This window comes from Priestia sp. ABM2_011 (assembly GCF_056158845.1).
Window position 1 is genome coordinate 4,854,040 of record NZ_JBSWUB010000001.1, and the last position, 14,853, is coordinate 4,868,892.

Genomic DNA, 14,853 nt, shown 5'->3' on the forward strand with positions numbered 1-14,853 from the left:
TTCATTTATAAAAAAACCACAAAAAACGCATAGGATGTTTATATAGACCTATTGTTTTTTGTGGTTTCTCAATTTCATAACCTTAGTAACTATTCACTTATCGTTCACATGTTTTATAATAATGGTTATTTGTGAAGGCAATATAAAGAAGCTGTTGAGTTTTGTAAAGTAAACGTATAGTTCCTGTAAATCTGCTGAAGATAAAAAAAGCCGTTGATTTCTCAACGGCTTCACAGTGCACATTCTTCGATTTCAAATCCTAAATCTTCAATTAATCCCCAGTCAGCTGTAGGTTCTTGACCTTGAGTCGTTAAATAATCGCCTACAAAAATTGAGTTTGCAGCAAACAAACCAAGCGGCTGAAGTGATCTGAGGTTAACTTCTCTGCCTCCTGAAATTCGAATTTCTTTGGTTGGATTTACAAAACGCATCATCGCTAACAGCTTTAAGCATTGCATTGGCTTTAACGCCTTTTTGTCTTCTAGAGGCGTTCCTGGAACGGCAACAAGAAAATTGCATGGAATAGAATCTGCATCTAACTTTTTAATTTGAAAAGCTAATTCAACGGCTTGTTCATTTGTCTCGCCCATTCCAAAAATTGCACCGGAACAAGGTGACAAACCTGCTTTTTTAGATGTAGTAACCGTATCGACTCGATCTTCATAGCCATGCGTAGAACAAATATTGTCATAGTTATCAGCGTGAGTATTTAAATTATGATTATAGCGATGAACACCCGCCTCGACTAGTTCGTGTGCTTGATCATCTGTTAAAAATCCTAGACAGGCACAGATTTTCAAGTCTGTCTTTTGACGAATTTCCTTTACCGCTCCAACTACGTGCGCTACTTCTTTATCAGTAGGGCGGCGGCCTGACGCTACGATGCAATATGTACCTGCTTTTCTTTTTTGAGCTTCAAAAGCACCTTCTACAATTTTCTCTTTTGTTAACCACGCATACTTATCAATCGGCGCTTCTGATACAATCGACTGCGAACAATATCCACAGTCTTCTGGGCATAAACCCGATTTAGTATTAATAATCATATTAAGCTTTACTTTTTTTCCATAATGATGATGACGAATTAAGTACGCGGCATTCATGACCTCTAACACTTCTTCATCCGGTACATAAAGAAGTTGAAGCGCTTCTTTATATGTAATTTCTTTCCCTTTAATAATAGACTGAGCAAGTGCTTTCCAATCTCTTAAACTTGTGGTTTCCATCGATTCCCCTCCACTTTAGTAAACTAAAAAAAATATAAAGTTAACAATTATAACTAAAAGTTACCATTATCACGCCTTTTATGTCAACACTTCATAAATAATAGTTAACTTAAAGAGACTGGGACAAAAGTAGTTGAGCCCAAGTAAAAAACGAACCATTCATCAACCTGTTTGATGAGTGGTTCGTTTTTTTTTTGGATGATGCATATCGTTTTATTTGTTTCGTTCCTTCTAGCAGTTGATTGGAGGGCAAGGCGAAGACTCCTGCGGGAAAAGCGGAACAGGTGAGACCCCGCAGGAGCAAAAGCGAAGCCTTGCACGGAAATCAATTGCGGTGTCATAAGCAGTCCAGCTCATGTATCTCATTTGTTCATCTTTCGATTGGATTTATTTCGTTATGTCCCAGCCTTTTTGCTTATTGCGCTTGCAGTGTGTAAATAACCGATACAAAGTCTCCAGATTTTTTATCGTATGCTTCAACACCCGGATATTCATGAGTTAGAGCAATTCCTGCGTACATGAGCTCATCTCCATAAGCTGTTTGGTCTGTTTCCATCACTGTATATTCATAATCAGGATGAAGCCCTTTTAGCTCAATGCGTTCATAAGAAGGATTTGATCTAGCTAATACTTGATAATAACCGATGATTGCCTGCTTTTGATCGGATGAAACAACCATCCAGCTCGTCACATTTCCATCTTGTTCAAACGGACTTTTTAATCGATAGAATCTTCCATTTTGAATAAGAGATCGGTATTTTTTATAATACTGAATTTGTTTTTTTACCGTTTCTTTTTCATCTTCTGTCATCAGCGTAACATCTAACTCATAACCGAATGCGCCAAAATACGCAACGTCTCCTCTTGTTTCTAGACTTGTTACTCTGCGTACTTGATGATTTGGTACGGCTGATACGTGTGCTCCCATTGAACTGATTGGATAAGCAAAAGACGTGCCGTACTGAATTTTCAGACGTTCAATCGCGTCCGTGTTATCGCTTGTCCAAGCTTGAGGAGCATAATAAAGCATTCCCGGATCAAATCTAGCGCCCCCGCTTGCACACGATTCAAATAAAATATCCGGAAACTTCTTTGTTAGTCGCTCATACAAATCATATACTCCTAAAATATAGCGATGTACTACTTCAAACTGGCGATTCGCGGGTAGCCCAACAGATCCAATCTCCGTTATATTTCGGTTCATATCCCATTTTATATACGAGATAGGTGCTTCACTTAAAATAGCTTCCATTCGTTCATAAATATAATTCACTACTTCTTCTCGTGAAAAATCAAGCACATATTGATTTCGTCCATGAGACTGATGACGATTTGGCACATGAATCAACCAATCTGGATGCTTTTCATACAAGTTGCTTTGCTTTGAAATCATTTCAGGTTCAAACCATAATCCAAAGTCCATACCTAAATCCGTTACTTTTTGAGCCAATGATTTCATACCGCCCGGAAGCTTATTTTCATCTACAAACCAGTCTCCAAGAGAAGTTGTATCATCATTACGTTTACCAAACCAGCCGTCATCCAATACAAAAAGTTCAACGCCCAGCTTTTGTGCTTCTTTGGCAATGTGTACAATTTTCTCTTCGTTAAAATCAAAATACGTCGCTTCCCAGTTATTAATTAAAACTGGTCGCTCTAAATCCCGCCATTTTCCTCTAGCGAGACGCTTGCGATAAAGCTCATGATACTCTTGGCTAAGACCGTTTAGCCCGTTATTTGAATAAGCCAATACTAGTTCTGGTGATTGAAAAGTTTGTCCACTTTCTAGTCGCCACTGAAAATCAAAAGGGTGAATACCCATCGTTATTCTTGATACATTATAGTGATCTACTTCCACTTGTCCAAGAAAGTTTCCGCTGTATACAAGACTAAAACCATACGCTTCTCCACTGTGTTCAGTTGCAGCTGGATTCTTTAAAATTAAAAATGGGTTTTGCTGACTGCTGCTTGTACCTCTCGCACTAGAAATACTTTGAATACCCGGCTGAAGCATTCTTGTTTTCACGTGTCTCTCTCGAATCCAAGCACCGGAAAGCTGAACCATTTCATAGTTTGATGTGGGCAAATCAATGCTGCCGCTCATGATACGCAAAATATCGACTGGTTCTTCTCCTCTATGTTCAAATCGTGCGTGACGCGTAATAATATTTCGGTCTTCGTAAACGGTATACGTTAAAATAAGTGATGCATTGAGCAATTTATCAATCAGTTCAACTTCTACACTCGTGGCTTCACTCTCTTCTTCTACGTATGTAGCAGGTAAGCCGTTTAATGGCTTCTTGCCCTTGTAAATTTTATGGTTATCGTATTCAAAATTGGTGACTCGGCTTCCGTTTTGCTGAAGAAGTTGGTAGGCTGGCTCTCTGAAGTCTGTTGTCCCATAAGAAGGATACTCTTGTTTGATTGTTTCAAGAGAAAATGCTAGTTCTCCTTCATAGACCGAAGCGCTAGCTCCTCTTGTTTCCACACGTAAAAAATGCTGAAAAGACGGACGGTGCTTAAGCTTTTTTCCATAGTATAAGTGACCAAGCTGCTCGTTTCTCAACACTGAAAAGATATAACTTACATCGCGGCCCTGCAGGTGAAACTCCTTTGTACGTTCATTAAATAGAGATCCCCACTTTATCTCTCTCCTCACCATCAAATATCTAACGAGACATTTCCTTTTTCATCTATTGCCGTTGCATGCTCAACAGCAGATGCTAGATTAATCTCTTTTCTTTCATACCATTTCGCTAAATCTTTGAATAACTCTTCTGTTTCAATCATTCTTGTATCTACTCGCAGTTCAGTTTCGTAGCTATGAAGAGACCAAGTGCTTTCACTAAATAAGTTCATCTCCACATCTAGACACATTTCCTTCCAATTGGGGGCACACCGAATAGGGTGAAGTATGTCTGAACATGCAATAGTGTAGCGGTTAGAGCCATTTTTATTCATAAAACAATGAACAGAAGAGGTACTCACATCTCCCTGACTAGTTTGTATAGATTTATATAGCTGGATATCTAACAACGGAACGCTCCATTTTAACGCCATTTTTGGAAGACTTCTTTTTTTAATCGACTTGACCGTTAATTTAATAAAATAAACACCATCTTTTTTTGTTTCATCCAATACAACATGCACACCTGGTCCCTTGTTTATCTCCAAGTTTATATAGGGTGTAGCAATCACTTCCTTCATCTCCTTTATCATCATTATAAGTTTATACACCCGCAAAAATGTAACCGCATTCAAAAGTTTGTTTTCGTATTTATTACAAGTAGATCATACTAATCGAAAGCTTTTTTACTTTCTTTCATTTTATGTAAAATGCTTTCTAGACTCAATGGTAAAAATCAAAGTGAAAAAAAGCATTTTTTTGCTTTATCTAGTAATTAACTAAACGCTCTTTATCTCTTAGCGCGCAATTTTCTCTTCTTTTTCAAAAAAAGATGACAAATCTAACAATATAGTATAATAATAAATATTGCAGAATGATTATACACAGAAAGGATGACAAATATGAATCATGGACCTTCTCTTCTTAAACAACTAAAATTATGGCATATCGTCGTGATAGGATTAGGCTACATGGCACCCATGGCCGTTTTCGATACATTTGGCATTGTAACTGAATCCACAGATGGACATGTTTCAGGTGCTTATGCATTCACGTTGATTGCTATTTTATTCACAGCCATTAGTTATGGAAAAATGGTAAAAGCTTTTCCTGGAGCTGGTTCTTCTTATACATACGCACAGCAAGTAATGAATCCAAGCATTGGTTTTTTGGTAGGATGGACGGCTCTTCTTGATTATCTATTTCTACCGATGATTAATGCACTTTTGACAAATATTTACCTAAGCTCTCTGTTTCCAGGTGTTCCAAAAGCCGTATGGATTATCAGCTTTGTGGTCATCATGACCATAATGAATATTTTTAGCGTTCATTTAACCGTTTCTTTTGGTACGCTATTAGTTGCTTTTCAAATTTTAGTAGCTATCATCTTTATTATTTTAAGTGCTACAACTCAAGGGCAAGAGCTATCATTTAAACCGTTTATAAGTGAATCGGCTTCTATATCTCTTTTATTAAACGGAGCAGCTATTTTATGCTTTTCTTTTTTAGGGTTTGATGCTGTAACCACCATGGCTGAAGAAACACTTAAGCCTGAGAAAACCATTCCCAAAGGGATTCTCATTATTGCATGTACGGGAGGCGCCTTATTTATTACGGTTTCTTACTTTGCTCAGCTTCTTTTCCCTTCAGCCTCTTTGTTTCATGATTTAGAAGGTGCATCGGCTGAAATCGCTTATAAAATTGGCGGCCAGCTGTTTCAATCTATTTTTGTAGCAGCAGCCTTAACATCAACTATTGCTTCTGGACTTGTCTCACATATGAGTGCATCAAGACTTCTCTACGCAATTGGGAAAGATGGTTATCTGCCACGGAGAATTTTTGGCTATATTCACCCTAAAACAAAGACGCCTGTTTGGAACGTAGTCATTATTGGTGGTCTCTCTTTAATTTCACTAAGTCTGTCTCTTGAAAAAGCTACCTCTTTAATTAATTTTGGTGCTTTAATTGCGTTCAGTTCAGTTAACATAGCGGTTTTTATCCATTATTTTATTCAACAAAACAAACGATCTCTCAGTGGATATATTTCATATGTACTTATGCCTTTACTCGGCAGTTTATTTTTATTTTTTATGTGGCTTAACTTAGAAAAAACATCCTTATTTATCGGTATTGTATGGAGTATAATTGGAATTATTTATTTACTGATTGCCAGACGAAAAAACACTATTACCATTCCTACTTTTCATTTTGATTAAGGAAATAGGCTTAACACACCTCGACATATTTCCCCAGAAATAATGTCGAAAAAAAGTAATTGAGACATAAACAAATCAATCCCATCTACACACGAACAAAAAGGTAAACGATCTAATATGAATCGCTCGTTACACCGCTGTTGATTTCCGTGCAAGGCTTCGCTTTCCGCGGGCGGCCGTTGAGCCTCCTCGTCGCTTGCGCTCCTGCGGGGTCTCATCTGTTCCGCTTTTTCCGCAGGAGTCTTCGCCTTGCCCTCCAATCAACACCTAGAGGCAACTAAATACATGAAAGCTACATTTACTATATCAATAAAAAAATCCGAACGTATTTGATTCTCAACTAAGAATCAAACTCGTTCGGATTTTTCTTCAACTAAAATACTTTCATACCAGCCTATTTTTATTTTTTAGATTGTGAGACTTTTTCTAAAATGCGTCTTTTACGGTAAAGCATCATTCCAACTTCTCCTATATCGCTAATCGCTTGTTTGTTAATATACGCCCCAAACACCATCCCTGCTATAGGAATCATTTGAAATAGCTTTTTCCATCCCAAGTTGTCTCTATAGGTTAGAAACACTTCTCTCCAACCTTGGAGCTGCTGCAAGCTCTGCGTTCGATTGCCGCTTGCTAATTCTTCTAAAATCGCACGCTTTCCTACAATATCAGAGGATGAAAACTGCATGCATTTGACCATAAAAATGCGTTCCTCTTGCTCAGTGGGATCGTAACCATAAGAAACAGCCACTTCTTGCAGTGTCTTAAGCGTAAGTCCCAATACAAAAGGAATATCAATCGCCAGTGTGAAAATTCCACCTACTCCGGTTGTAGCTCCTTGCAGCTGCGCATTCTTTTTTCGGACTTCAATAAAATACTCCGCCAACTCATCCATTTCCTGCAGAGATAAATGCTGAACATCCTCTATTGACAGCTGCTTATTTTCTTGTAATTGGGCTGATGCTTTCTCTAGCGTGGCAGACGTATTAGCTAAATACTGGCCTCCATTATCAACATACTTAGCAATTTCATCTAATAATTTTTCTATTTTTTGATGAATGAACTTTGGCGTTACTTTATCTAAAGCTGAAAAAGGCAAGCGAGCCAGCCGCTCCCAGAAAAAAAGTCCTTTTTGGTCTTTCTCCCACTTTTCAATTTTTCGTAATTCTATTCTCAATTGTTCATGCTCTGACATATCCTCACTCTTTTCCTCGATTTATCAGCTCTGTCCTACTTGTTTATTCCGCACATATTTAATGATAAAAAACAACGCAATTAAAACAACAATTCCGATTCCAATAGGCTGCATGTATTGAGAAACAATCGGACCCACCTCTTTCCACTTAGGTCCTAACTTATATCCTAAATATACGTAAATAGCCGTTACTGGAAGCATCGCAACAAATGTGTAAATAGAAAACAGCCATACATTCATTTTTGCCATCCCGCATGGAAAAGAGATAGCCGTACGCACTCCTGGAATAAACCGTCCAAAAAAAGCGACCCCGCTGCCGTACTTATTAAAAAAGCGATCGGCAGCGTCAATTTCTTTTTCTTTCACCAAAAAATATTTTCCATATTTTAAAACTAGCGGTCGTCCACCGTAACGTCCCAGTGCGTAAAGAGTCAACGGTCCACATACACCGCCTACTGTACCTGCAAGGATAGCCAGATACAAGTTCATATCACCTTGGTACACCCAATACCCTACTAAAGGTAAAACAAGCTCTGCGGGGACAAACTCAAACGTTAATGCTAAAATTACGCCAAAATAAGAGAGCTGTTTTAGCGCTTCAATTAAAGAAAGTAAAACCGACTCTAACAAAAATTCTCCTCCTCATGTCATTAAATCTAAGACTGCAAAACTATAATTTAGCCGATTGATAGATAAAAACCAACGCGACATAGTTTTTTCCTTTCCCTCTTTACGTATGACGTACTACAAAAGTTTCAATAAAAAAAGCGCTAGTTTTATCCAGCGCTTTTATAGTTTAAAGTTAATTTGAATAATACCTACTTTACGAAGAGCATCGTATAAAATAACTAAAGCCGGTCCTAAAAACAACCCGACAAAACCTAAAAGTTTAAATCCAATGTACAAACTAACTAGTGCAGCCAAAGGTGAAATACCCATATTTGTAGAAAACACTTTTGGTTCTACTACACGTCTTACTACCGTAATCACTCCAAATAGAATAAATAAGCCGATTGCTAATGAGTCATGCCCTTGCGTAAGAGCAAAAATCCCCCATGGAACGAGCACCGAGCCCGTCCCAAGGATTGGTAAGATATCGACAATTACAATTAATAAACTAAGCAGCGCGGTATACGGAACATCTAATAGCCAAAGCCCTACATAAGCCATTACAAACGTCATGACACTTAAAATAATTTGTGCCTTAATAAAACCAACCCCCGCTTGGATAAGCTGAGTGATGACAACTTGTAGCTTATATTTCGTTTCTTCTGTTAAAAATGACTTAATTTTATTTTTAATAGCAGGCAGCTCAAGGCTGATAAATACAAGCGCTACTAAATAAATAAGAAACTCTAGTAGAAATCCAGGAACAGTAGCAGCAAAGCTAATGATGATTTCCACGGTACTTTTTAATAGAGAATCTAATGAATTTACGGTTTTTTCAAGCGTGCGCTCGATAGAAGAAATCACTTCTGTAGGAAGAGCGTTTGAATAGTATTTCCACTTGATAATAGTTGGATAAATCGCGGTTTCATAGATTTCTTTTACAAATGAAGGCGCTATCTTTGAAAGAGCTACCACTTGCGTAACGATTGTCCGAACAATAAAAAATCCAATAAGTATGAGCGAAACAACATATAAAATGAAGGTCATAAGCACTGCGTAGACTCTCTTCATTTTAAAAGATTGATGCAATTTTTGAACAATACCCTCAAGCGCTAATGCTGTTAATAAAGCAAACACAATCGGTAAACTGTAAGGGATTAACAAACATACGATTACTATCGAGGCAATGACCCATATTCGCTTTTTCCACATACTCTACTATCCCCCAACTAGCTAAGCTATCTCTATATTTATTGATAAAGAAAGGAACCAGTGACTGCTTTTATGTAAGAATAAAATTTGGATATATTTATACCTGATGTTACATATTATAGGGTCAATTTCCATAATAATAAAGGAATTATTATGAAAAAAGCTACTTATTCTAATTTTTTGAATAGAATAAGTAGCTTTTTAATTTATAAATTAGCCGGCTCTCATGACCTCTGTACCTTTTTTAGGGTCAAATTTGCCTTCAGATTTAGACATCACAATTGCTGCTAGTGTGTTTCCTACTAAGTTAACAACCGTACGTGCCATATCCATGATTCTGTCTACTCCCGCAATGAAGGCTAATCCTTCTGCCGGAACGCCGATTGTTCCAAGAGTAGCCAGTAATACAACAAATGATGTTCCTGGCACCGCAGCCATTCCTTTAGATGTAACCATCAATACCAGAATGAGCGTCAGCTGTTGAACGATCGTTAAATCAATACCATACACCTGCGCTAAGAATAACGCTGCAATCGCTTGATAGAGAACAGAACCATCTAGGTTAAATGTATAACCAATTGGTACAACGAACGATACGATAGCTTTTGGACAGCCCATCTTTTCAAGTTTTTCCATAATTCGCGGAAGAACTGTCTCAGAACTAGATGTACTGTATGCTAACAACAGTTCATCTTTCATATAGCGGAATAAGTGGAAAATGTTAATTCCTGCCCATTTCGCAATTCCTCCTAATACAACAAGTAGGAAGAAAATTAACGCTAAGTAAACTAAGATAACAAGCTTTCCTAATGAAAGAAGTGACTCTAAACCGAATTTCGAAACTGTTACACCAATTAAAGCAAATACTCCAATCGGAGCCACTTTCATTACTAGGTTTACCACGTGAAACATTGCGTGAGAAACGCCGTCAAAGAATTGAACAACAGGCTTTCCTCTTTCTCCAATTGCCGCTACTCCAAGTGCGAACAATACTGTAAAGAAGATAATTGCTAGCATGTCCCCTTCAACAATTGACTGGAAAAAGTTTGTCGGAACAATGTGTAAGAACGTTTCAGCCACTGACTTTCCTTCTTGCTGTTCGGATGTTTCAACGTATTGTGAAATATCACTCTTCTGTGCTGAATGAATGTCTACACCTTGTCCAGGATGAAAAATATTAGCAATCAATACACCGATTACAATTGCGAAAGTTGTAATAATTTCAAAATAGAGAATGGTTTTAACGCCAAGCTTTCCGACCTGTTTACCGCTACCTGCTCCTGCAACTCCAACGACTAAACTTGAGATAACAATTGGAATAACAATCATCTTAATCAATCTTAAGAACAAGTCTCCCAGCGGCTGCAGGTATGTTACTACACGCGGATCGTTAAACCAAATTACTCCTACAAGAACACCGAGGATTAAACCGGTAAAAATCTGCGTAGCCAAACCAAAACGAATTTTTTTCATAGATGTACCTCCCCAAAGATGTATGACATTTGTATATACTTTTCTGAAAAAACAAAAAAAGACTATTCTTAAGAAAGAACAGCCTTTTACTTACGCTATTTTGGGCTCTTTCTCTCAATAAAGCAAACGAGGTTAACTGTCGGATTCGGAATTGAGAGTTTCCTACCTTTTGTAAGGATTCACCCCAAGGCAGCTTTACTGCCGATAATGATTCCCCCGCTCTATACGATTAAGCTTATTATTCAATTTTTATAAAATTAAAACGATCTATACGTTGTCATACGTTTTTTACAGTCAATAAAACTAAACAGAAGTCTTACTTTTACTTAACTTTATACTGCACAAATATTAATTTACTATTTTTCGACACGTTTTGTCAATACCCATGTTTATAAAACGCTTTCAAAAGACAATAATATATATTTATGCAAAAAAGCTATTGCAATGTTGCAATAGCTTTTTCTTGCTTTTTAAGTCTTTATCAGAAGTTTAAATGGCTATAAAATACGCTTATTTATTTTATAAAAATACAAAATATAGAATAGCCGCTAAAATAATTCGATAAATGGCAAACGGAACTAATTTAATGCGGTTGATTAATTTTAAGAAAAAGCGAATCGATATAAGCGCAAAAATAAAGGCGCTGATAAAACCAGCAATAAAAAACGGTAGTGCATCTGATGTGAAATACTGCCAGTTTTTAACCAATGAAAGTCCACTTGCTCCTGCCATAATTGGCACTGCCATAATAAATGTAAAATCTGCGGCTGCCTTATGGCTCATTCCAAGAAGAACCCCTCCTGAAATCGTTGAGCCTGAACGAGAAAAACCTGGCCAAAGAGCAATACATTGAAACAGTCCTATACCTAGTGCTTGTCCATAAGACATTTGGTCCACCGTCTCTACACGCGGACGTTTAGGTCCAAACAAATCTGCTAGAATCATTAATACAGCTCCGACCACTAAGCCAATTAGCACCGTATTTAAAGAAAACAAATGTTCATCAATGTAATCATCAAACAAAAGTCCTAACACTCCTGCGGGTAACAAACCAACAATTACCTGCATTAAATTTAAGCGATTTGTCGGTCCAATTGCAGCAGCTGGTTTTTTTCCCAATCCTAATAAATTAATAAAACGATCTTTAAAAATAACAACTACTGCTAAAATCGACCCTAGCTGAATAACAATCTTAAATGTATTAGCTACTGGAGATGAAAATAATTCTTTTGAATTTAACCACAGGTCATCCACAATAATCATATGCCCAGTTGACGAAACGGGAGCAAACTCTGTTAAACCTTCTACAATCCCTAAAATGATTGCTACAATAATTTCCCACATAAAGCTATGTACCTTGCCTTTCTTTCAAATTAATAAGCTTATCGCTTCGTTTTACATGCTCAACTATTTTCCTATTTTGACACTTGCTTTTTTATCATAATTGTTAAAACTATGAAATACAATGTGTATTTGCAAAAAGATAAGAATCTTTAATAATTTGTAATAAAAAGCTTACATGCTACAACCAAAAAACACGATATCAGCTTTTATTTATTTTAAAAAGCAGTCACTATGTTCAGTATAAATTCTGGTCCCTTAGCTAAAAATGAATCATCTAGACTATTTTTCTTTAGTGTGAAAAAATGACTAAATCATTATGTTTTTTCCATCCCCCTTTACTGTCATCTATCATTTTAATCCAATAGGGCTGACTTATACGACATATCCCCTAAGTAATTTGAAACTTTTTTCTCTCTTTTCTCGTATATAGTAGTATCTTTTTTAGGAGGCTTTTTACTATGAATGGAAATGTACGTACAATGAAATGGGTCACTGCTGGGTATGAAGCCTTGCTGGGAATTCCTTTAATTGGCGCGGGAATTGTTATGGGCTTTAGCTATACTCCTCTTTTTATTGGATTTATTCTTCATGCTATCACACTCATTTTAGCTAATAGACGAGGGTTATCTGCTTATGGAAACATACTAGGGCTTGTTACCTCACTGGTTGCTTGGATTCCATTTTTGGGATTTATCATGCATATTATTACAGCTATTGTGATTGCAATCGATGCTGCTAGACAACGCTAATTGTCTAGCTTTTTTTATTTAAGGGTTGATTTTTTACCGAATGATGGTAAACTTAAGCCGTAAATTGAATAATTTGAATGTTATTTCTACTAGGGGTGTCTGATAGCTCAGACTGAGAGAAGAGTGCAATAAAACTCTTTAACCCTTTGAACCTGATTTGGGTTATACCAGCGGAGGGAAGTAGTCTTGAAAAGAATAGTATAGTTTTATTCTTTTTTTGCCTATTCCATCGGGTTCTGTCTATCACAGAACCCGATTTTTTTATGGTTCGGTATAGCTACACTTTATGCGAAACCGGAGGAATATGTAATGTCAAAACAAAATGTATCAGTTTCTATGAAAAAGCCTTTTCCAAACAGTCACAAAGTATATGTCCAAGGATCCAGACAAGACCTTAAAGTACCTATGCGTGAAATTCATCAGTCTCCTACTACAGGGTCTTTTGGTGAAGAAGAAAATAGTCCCGTACGTGTATACGACACGAGCGGTGTTTATACAGATCCCTCTTATGAAATTAATTTACAAAAAGGATTACCGGCTCTGCGCGAAAAGTGGATTGCAGAACGAAACGATGTAGAAACATATCAAGGCCGTACGGTTCAGCCACAGGATAACGGTTATTATGACGGTGATCCAAGAGATCAGTACGAGCGCTTTATCACTAAACGTTTACCTTTGCGCGCGAAAAAAAATCAAAATGTAACGCAAATGCACTATGCGAAAAAAGGAGTCATCACGCCCGAAATGGAATTTATCGCTATTCGTGAACAGATGAATCCTGAAATTGTGCGTGAAGAAGTAGCAAGAGGACGTGCGATTATCCCTAATAATATCAATCACCCTGAGAGCGAACCGATGATTATCGGCCGCAAATTCCATGTGAAAATTAATGCTAATATCGGAAATTCAGCTATTCGTTCAGCTATTGAAGATGAAGTAGAAAAAATGACATGGGCAACGCGTTGGGGAGCCGATACAATTATGGATCTATCAACAGGAAAGGATATCCACACAACACGCGAATGGATTATCCGCAACTCGCCTGTTCCTGTAGGGACCGTTCCTATTTACCAAGCGCTTGAAAAAGTAAAAGGCGTAGCAGAAGATCTAACGTGGGAAGCATACCGCGATACATTAATTGAACAAGCAGAACAAGGTGTTGATTACTTTACTATTCACGCAGGTGTTCTTTTACGTTATATTCCTCTGACAGCGAAACGTACGACAGGTATTGTTTCACGCGGAGGATCCATCTTGGCGCAGTGGTGTTTAGCTCATCATGAAGAGAATTTTTTATATACTCGCTTTGAAGAAATCTGTGAAATCTGTAAAGCATACGATATTGCTATTTCGCTTGGCGATGGGCTACGTCCTGGTTCCATTGCAGATGCTAATGATGAGGCACAGTTCGGTGAATTAGAAACGCTTGGTGAATTAACTAAAATTGCTTGGAAACACGATGTTCAAGTTATGATTGAAGGTCCTGGACATGTTCCAATGCATCTCATCAAAGAAAACGTAGATAAACAAATGGAAATATGCCAGGAAGCTCCCTTCTATACTCTTGGACCGCTTACAACCGACATCGCTCCAGGCTATGACCATATTACATCAGGTATTGGTGCTGCAATGATTGGCTGGTTTGGGACAGCTATGCTTTGCTACGTAACGCCAAAAGAACATTTAGGACTCCCGAATAAAGAAGACGTTCGCGAAGGCGTTATCACCTATAAAATTGCTGCGCATGCTGCTGACCTAGCAAAAGGCCATCCAGGAGCACAAAAACGCGATAATGCTCTGTCTAAAGCAAGATTTGAATTTAGATGGAATGATCAATTTAACCTGTCACTAGATCCAGAGCGCGCAAAAGAATATCACGATGAAACACTTCCCGCTGAAGGTGCTAAAACAGCCCATTTCTGTTCAATGTGTGGACCTAAATTCTGTTCGATGCGTATTTCTCAAGATATTCGTAACATGGCTCAAGAAAATGAAAAAGATGTAAACGAAGTAAGAAAAGAAGGAATGAAAGAAAAAGCTAAAGAGTTTGTTAACAGTGGTTCAAATATCTATCAATAATGAAGTAGAACAGCTAAAAAAACAAATTAAGCAGCTTGAAGGAAAGTTATTATTTGTTCAGCAAAATTGTCAGCACATTATCGTTGAATCCTCACATTCTTCCGTAAGACGCTGCATTAAGTGTTTC

At 37.5% G+C, this 14,853-nt stretch carries 12 protein-coding genes and 2 riboswitches; of the genes, 3 read left to right on the forward strand and 9 right to left on the reverse strand.

Annotation, left to right across the window (positions count from 1 at the left end; all coding sequences use genetic code 11):
* Positions 1 to 230 precede the first annotated feature (230 nt).
* From bioB to ACXAE4_RS25530, 3 genes are all read right to left on the reverse strand, one after another.
* Entirely contained in the window at positions 231 to 1,226 is a 996-nt protein-coding gene (bioB, locus tag ACXAE4_RS25520) for a biotin synthase BioB (protein WP_034264346.1), read from the reverse strand.
* Between the two features lie 415 nt (positions 1,227 to 1,641).
* Complete coding sequence (locus tag ACXAE4_RS25525; protein ID WP_475237213.1) at positions 1,642 to 3,885, reverse strand: alpha-galactosidase; 2,244 nt, start codon at positions 3,883 to 3,885, stop codon at positions 1,642 to 1,644.
* A gap of 2 nt (positions 3,886 to 3,887) precedes the next feature.
* Positions 3,888 to 4,433, reverse strand: a complete 546-nt coding sequence (locus tag ACXAE4_RS25530) for a hypothetical protein (protein ID WP_223546639.1) — start codon at positions 4,431 to 4,433, stop codon at positions 3,888 to 3,890.
* A gap of 321 nt (positions 4,434 to 4,754) precedes the next feature.
* Here ACXAE4_RS25530 and ACXAE4_RS25535 point away from each other — a divergent pair, with 321 nt between their 5' ends.
* Positions 4,755 to 6,068, forward strand: coding sequence for an APC family permease (locus ACXAE4_RS25535; protein WP_028412680.1), 1,314 nt, complete (start codon positions 4,755 to 4,757; stop codon positions 6,066 to 6,068).
* A 129-nt stretch (positions 6,069 to 6,197) separates the two neighbouring features.
* Here ACXAE4_RS25535 and ACXAE4_RS25540 read toward each other — a convergent pair whose 3' ends face one another.
* From ACXAE4_RS25540 to ACXAE4_RS25565, 6 genes are all read right to left on the reverse strand, one after another.
* On the reverse strand, positions 6,198 to 6,332 hold the full coding sequence (locus ACXAE4_RS25540; protein WP_255256646.1) for a hypothetical protein: 135 nt from the start codon (positions 6,330 to 6,332) through the stop codon (positions 6,198 to 6,200).
* Positions 6,333 to 6,468: 136 nt separating this feature from the next.
* Positions 6,469 to 7,260, reverse strand: a complete 792-nt coding sequence (locus tag ACXAE4_RS25545) for an EcsC family protein (protein WP_028412681.1) — start codon at positions 7,258 to 7,260, stop codon at positions 6,469 to 6,471.
* A gap of 24 nt (positions 7,261 to 7,284) precedes the next feature.
* The gene (locus ACXAE4_RS25550; protein ID WP_013055189.1) at positions 7,285 to 7,890 is read right to left on the reverse strand and encodes a DedA family protein; all 606 of its coding nucleotides are present in this window, start codon (positions 7,888 to 7,890) and stop codon (positions 7,285 to 7,287) included.
* Positions 7,891 to 8,049: 159 nt separating this feature from the next.
* Complete coding sequence (gene ytvI, locus ACXAE4_RS25555; RefSeq protein ID WP_013055188.1) at positions 8,050 to 9,081, reverse strand: sporulation integral membrane protein YtvI; 1,032 nt, start codon at positions 9,079 to 9,081, stop codon at positions 8,050 to 8,052.
* A 213-nt stretch (positions 9,082 to 9,294) separates the two neighbouring features.
* Positions 9,295 to 10,554, reverse strand: coding sequence for a cation:dicarboxylate symporter family transporter (locus tag ACXAE4_RS25560; RefSeq protein WP_028412682.1), 1,260 nt, complete (start codon positions 10,552 to 10,554; stop codon positions 9,295 to 9,297).
* A 106-nt stretch (positions 10,555 to 10,660) separates the two neighbouring features.
* A riboswitch (cyclic di-AMP (ydaO/yuaA leader) is annotated at positions 10,661 to 10,800 on the reverse strand.
* A gap of 273 nt (positions 10,801 to 11,073) precedes the next feature.
* Positions 11,074 to 11,898, reverse strand: a complete 825-nt coding sequence (locus tag ACXAE4_RS25565; protein WP_033580867.1) for an undecaprenyl-diphosphate phosphatase — start codon at positions 11,896 to 11,898, stop codon at positions 11,074 to 11,076.
* Between the two features lie 458 nt (positions 11,899 to 12,356).
* On the opposite strand from ACXAE4_RS25565, the gene ACXAE4_RS25570 reads away from it, so the two are divergent.
* Positions 12,357 to 12,647 (forward strand): hypothetical protein, encoded by a 291-nt coding sequence (locus ACXAE4_RS25570; RefSeq protein WP_014461804.1) that lies wholly within the window; start codon positions 12,357 to 12,359, stop codon positions 12,645 to 12,647.
* Positions 12,648 to 12,728: 81 nt separating this feature from the next.
* Positions 12,729 to 12,843: riboswitch (TPP riboswitch) on the forward strand.
* Positions 12,844 to 12,956: 113 nt separating this feature from the next.
* Complete coding sequence (gene thiC / locus ACXAE4_RS25575; protein ID WP_028412684.1) at positions 12,957 to 14,726, forward strand: phosphomethylpyrimidine synthase ThiC; 1,770 nt, start codon at positions 12,957 to 12,959, stop codon at positions 14,724 to 14,726.
* The last annotated feature ends 127 nt before the right edge of the window (positions 14,727 to 14,853 follow it).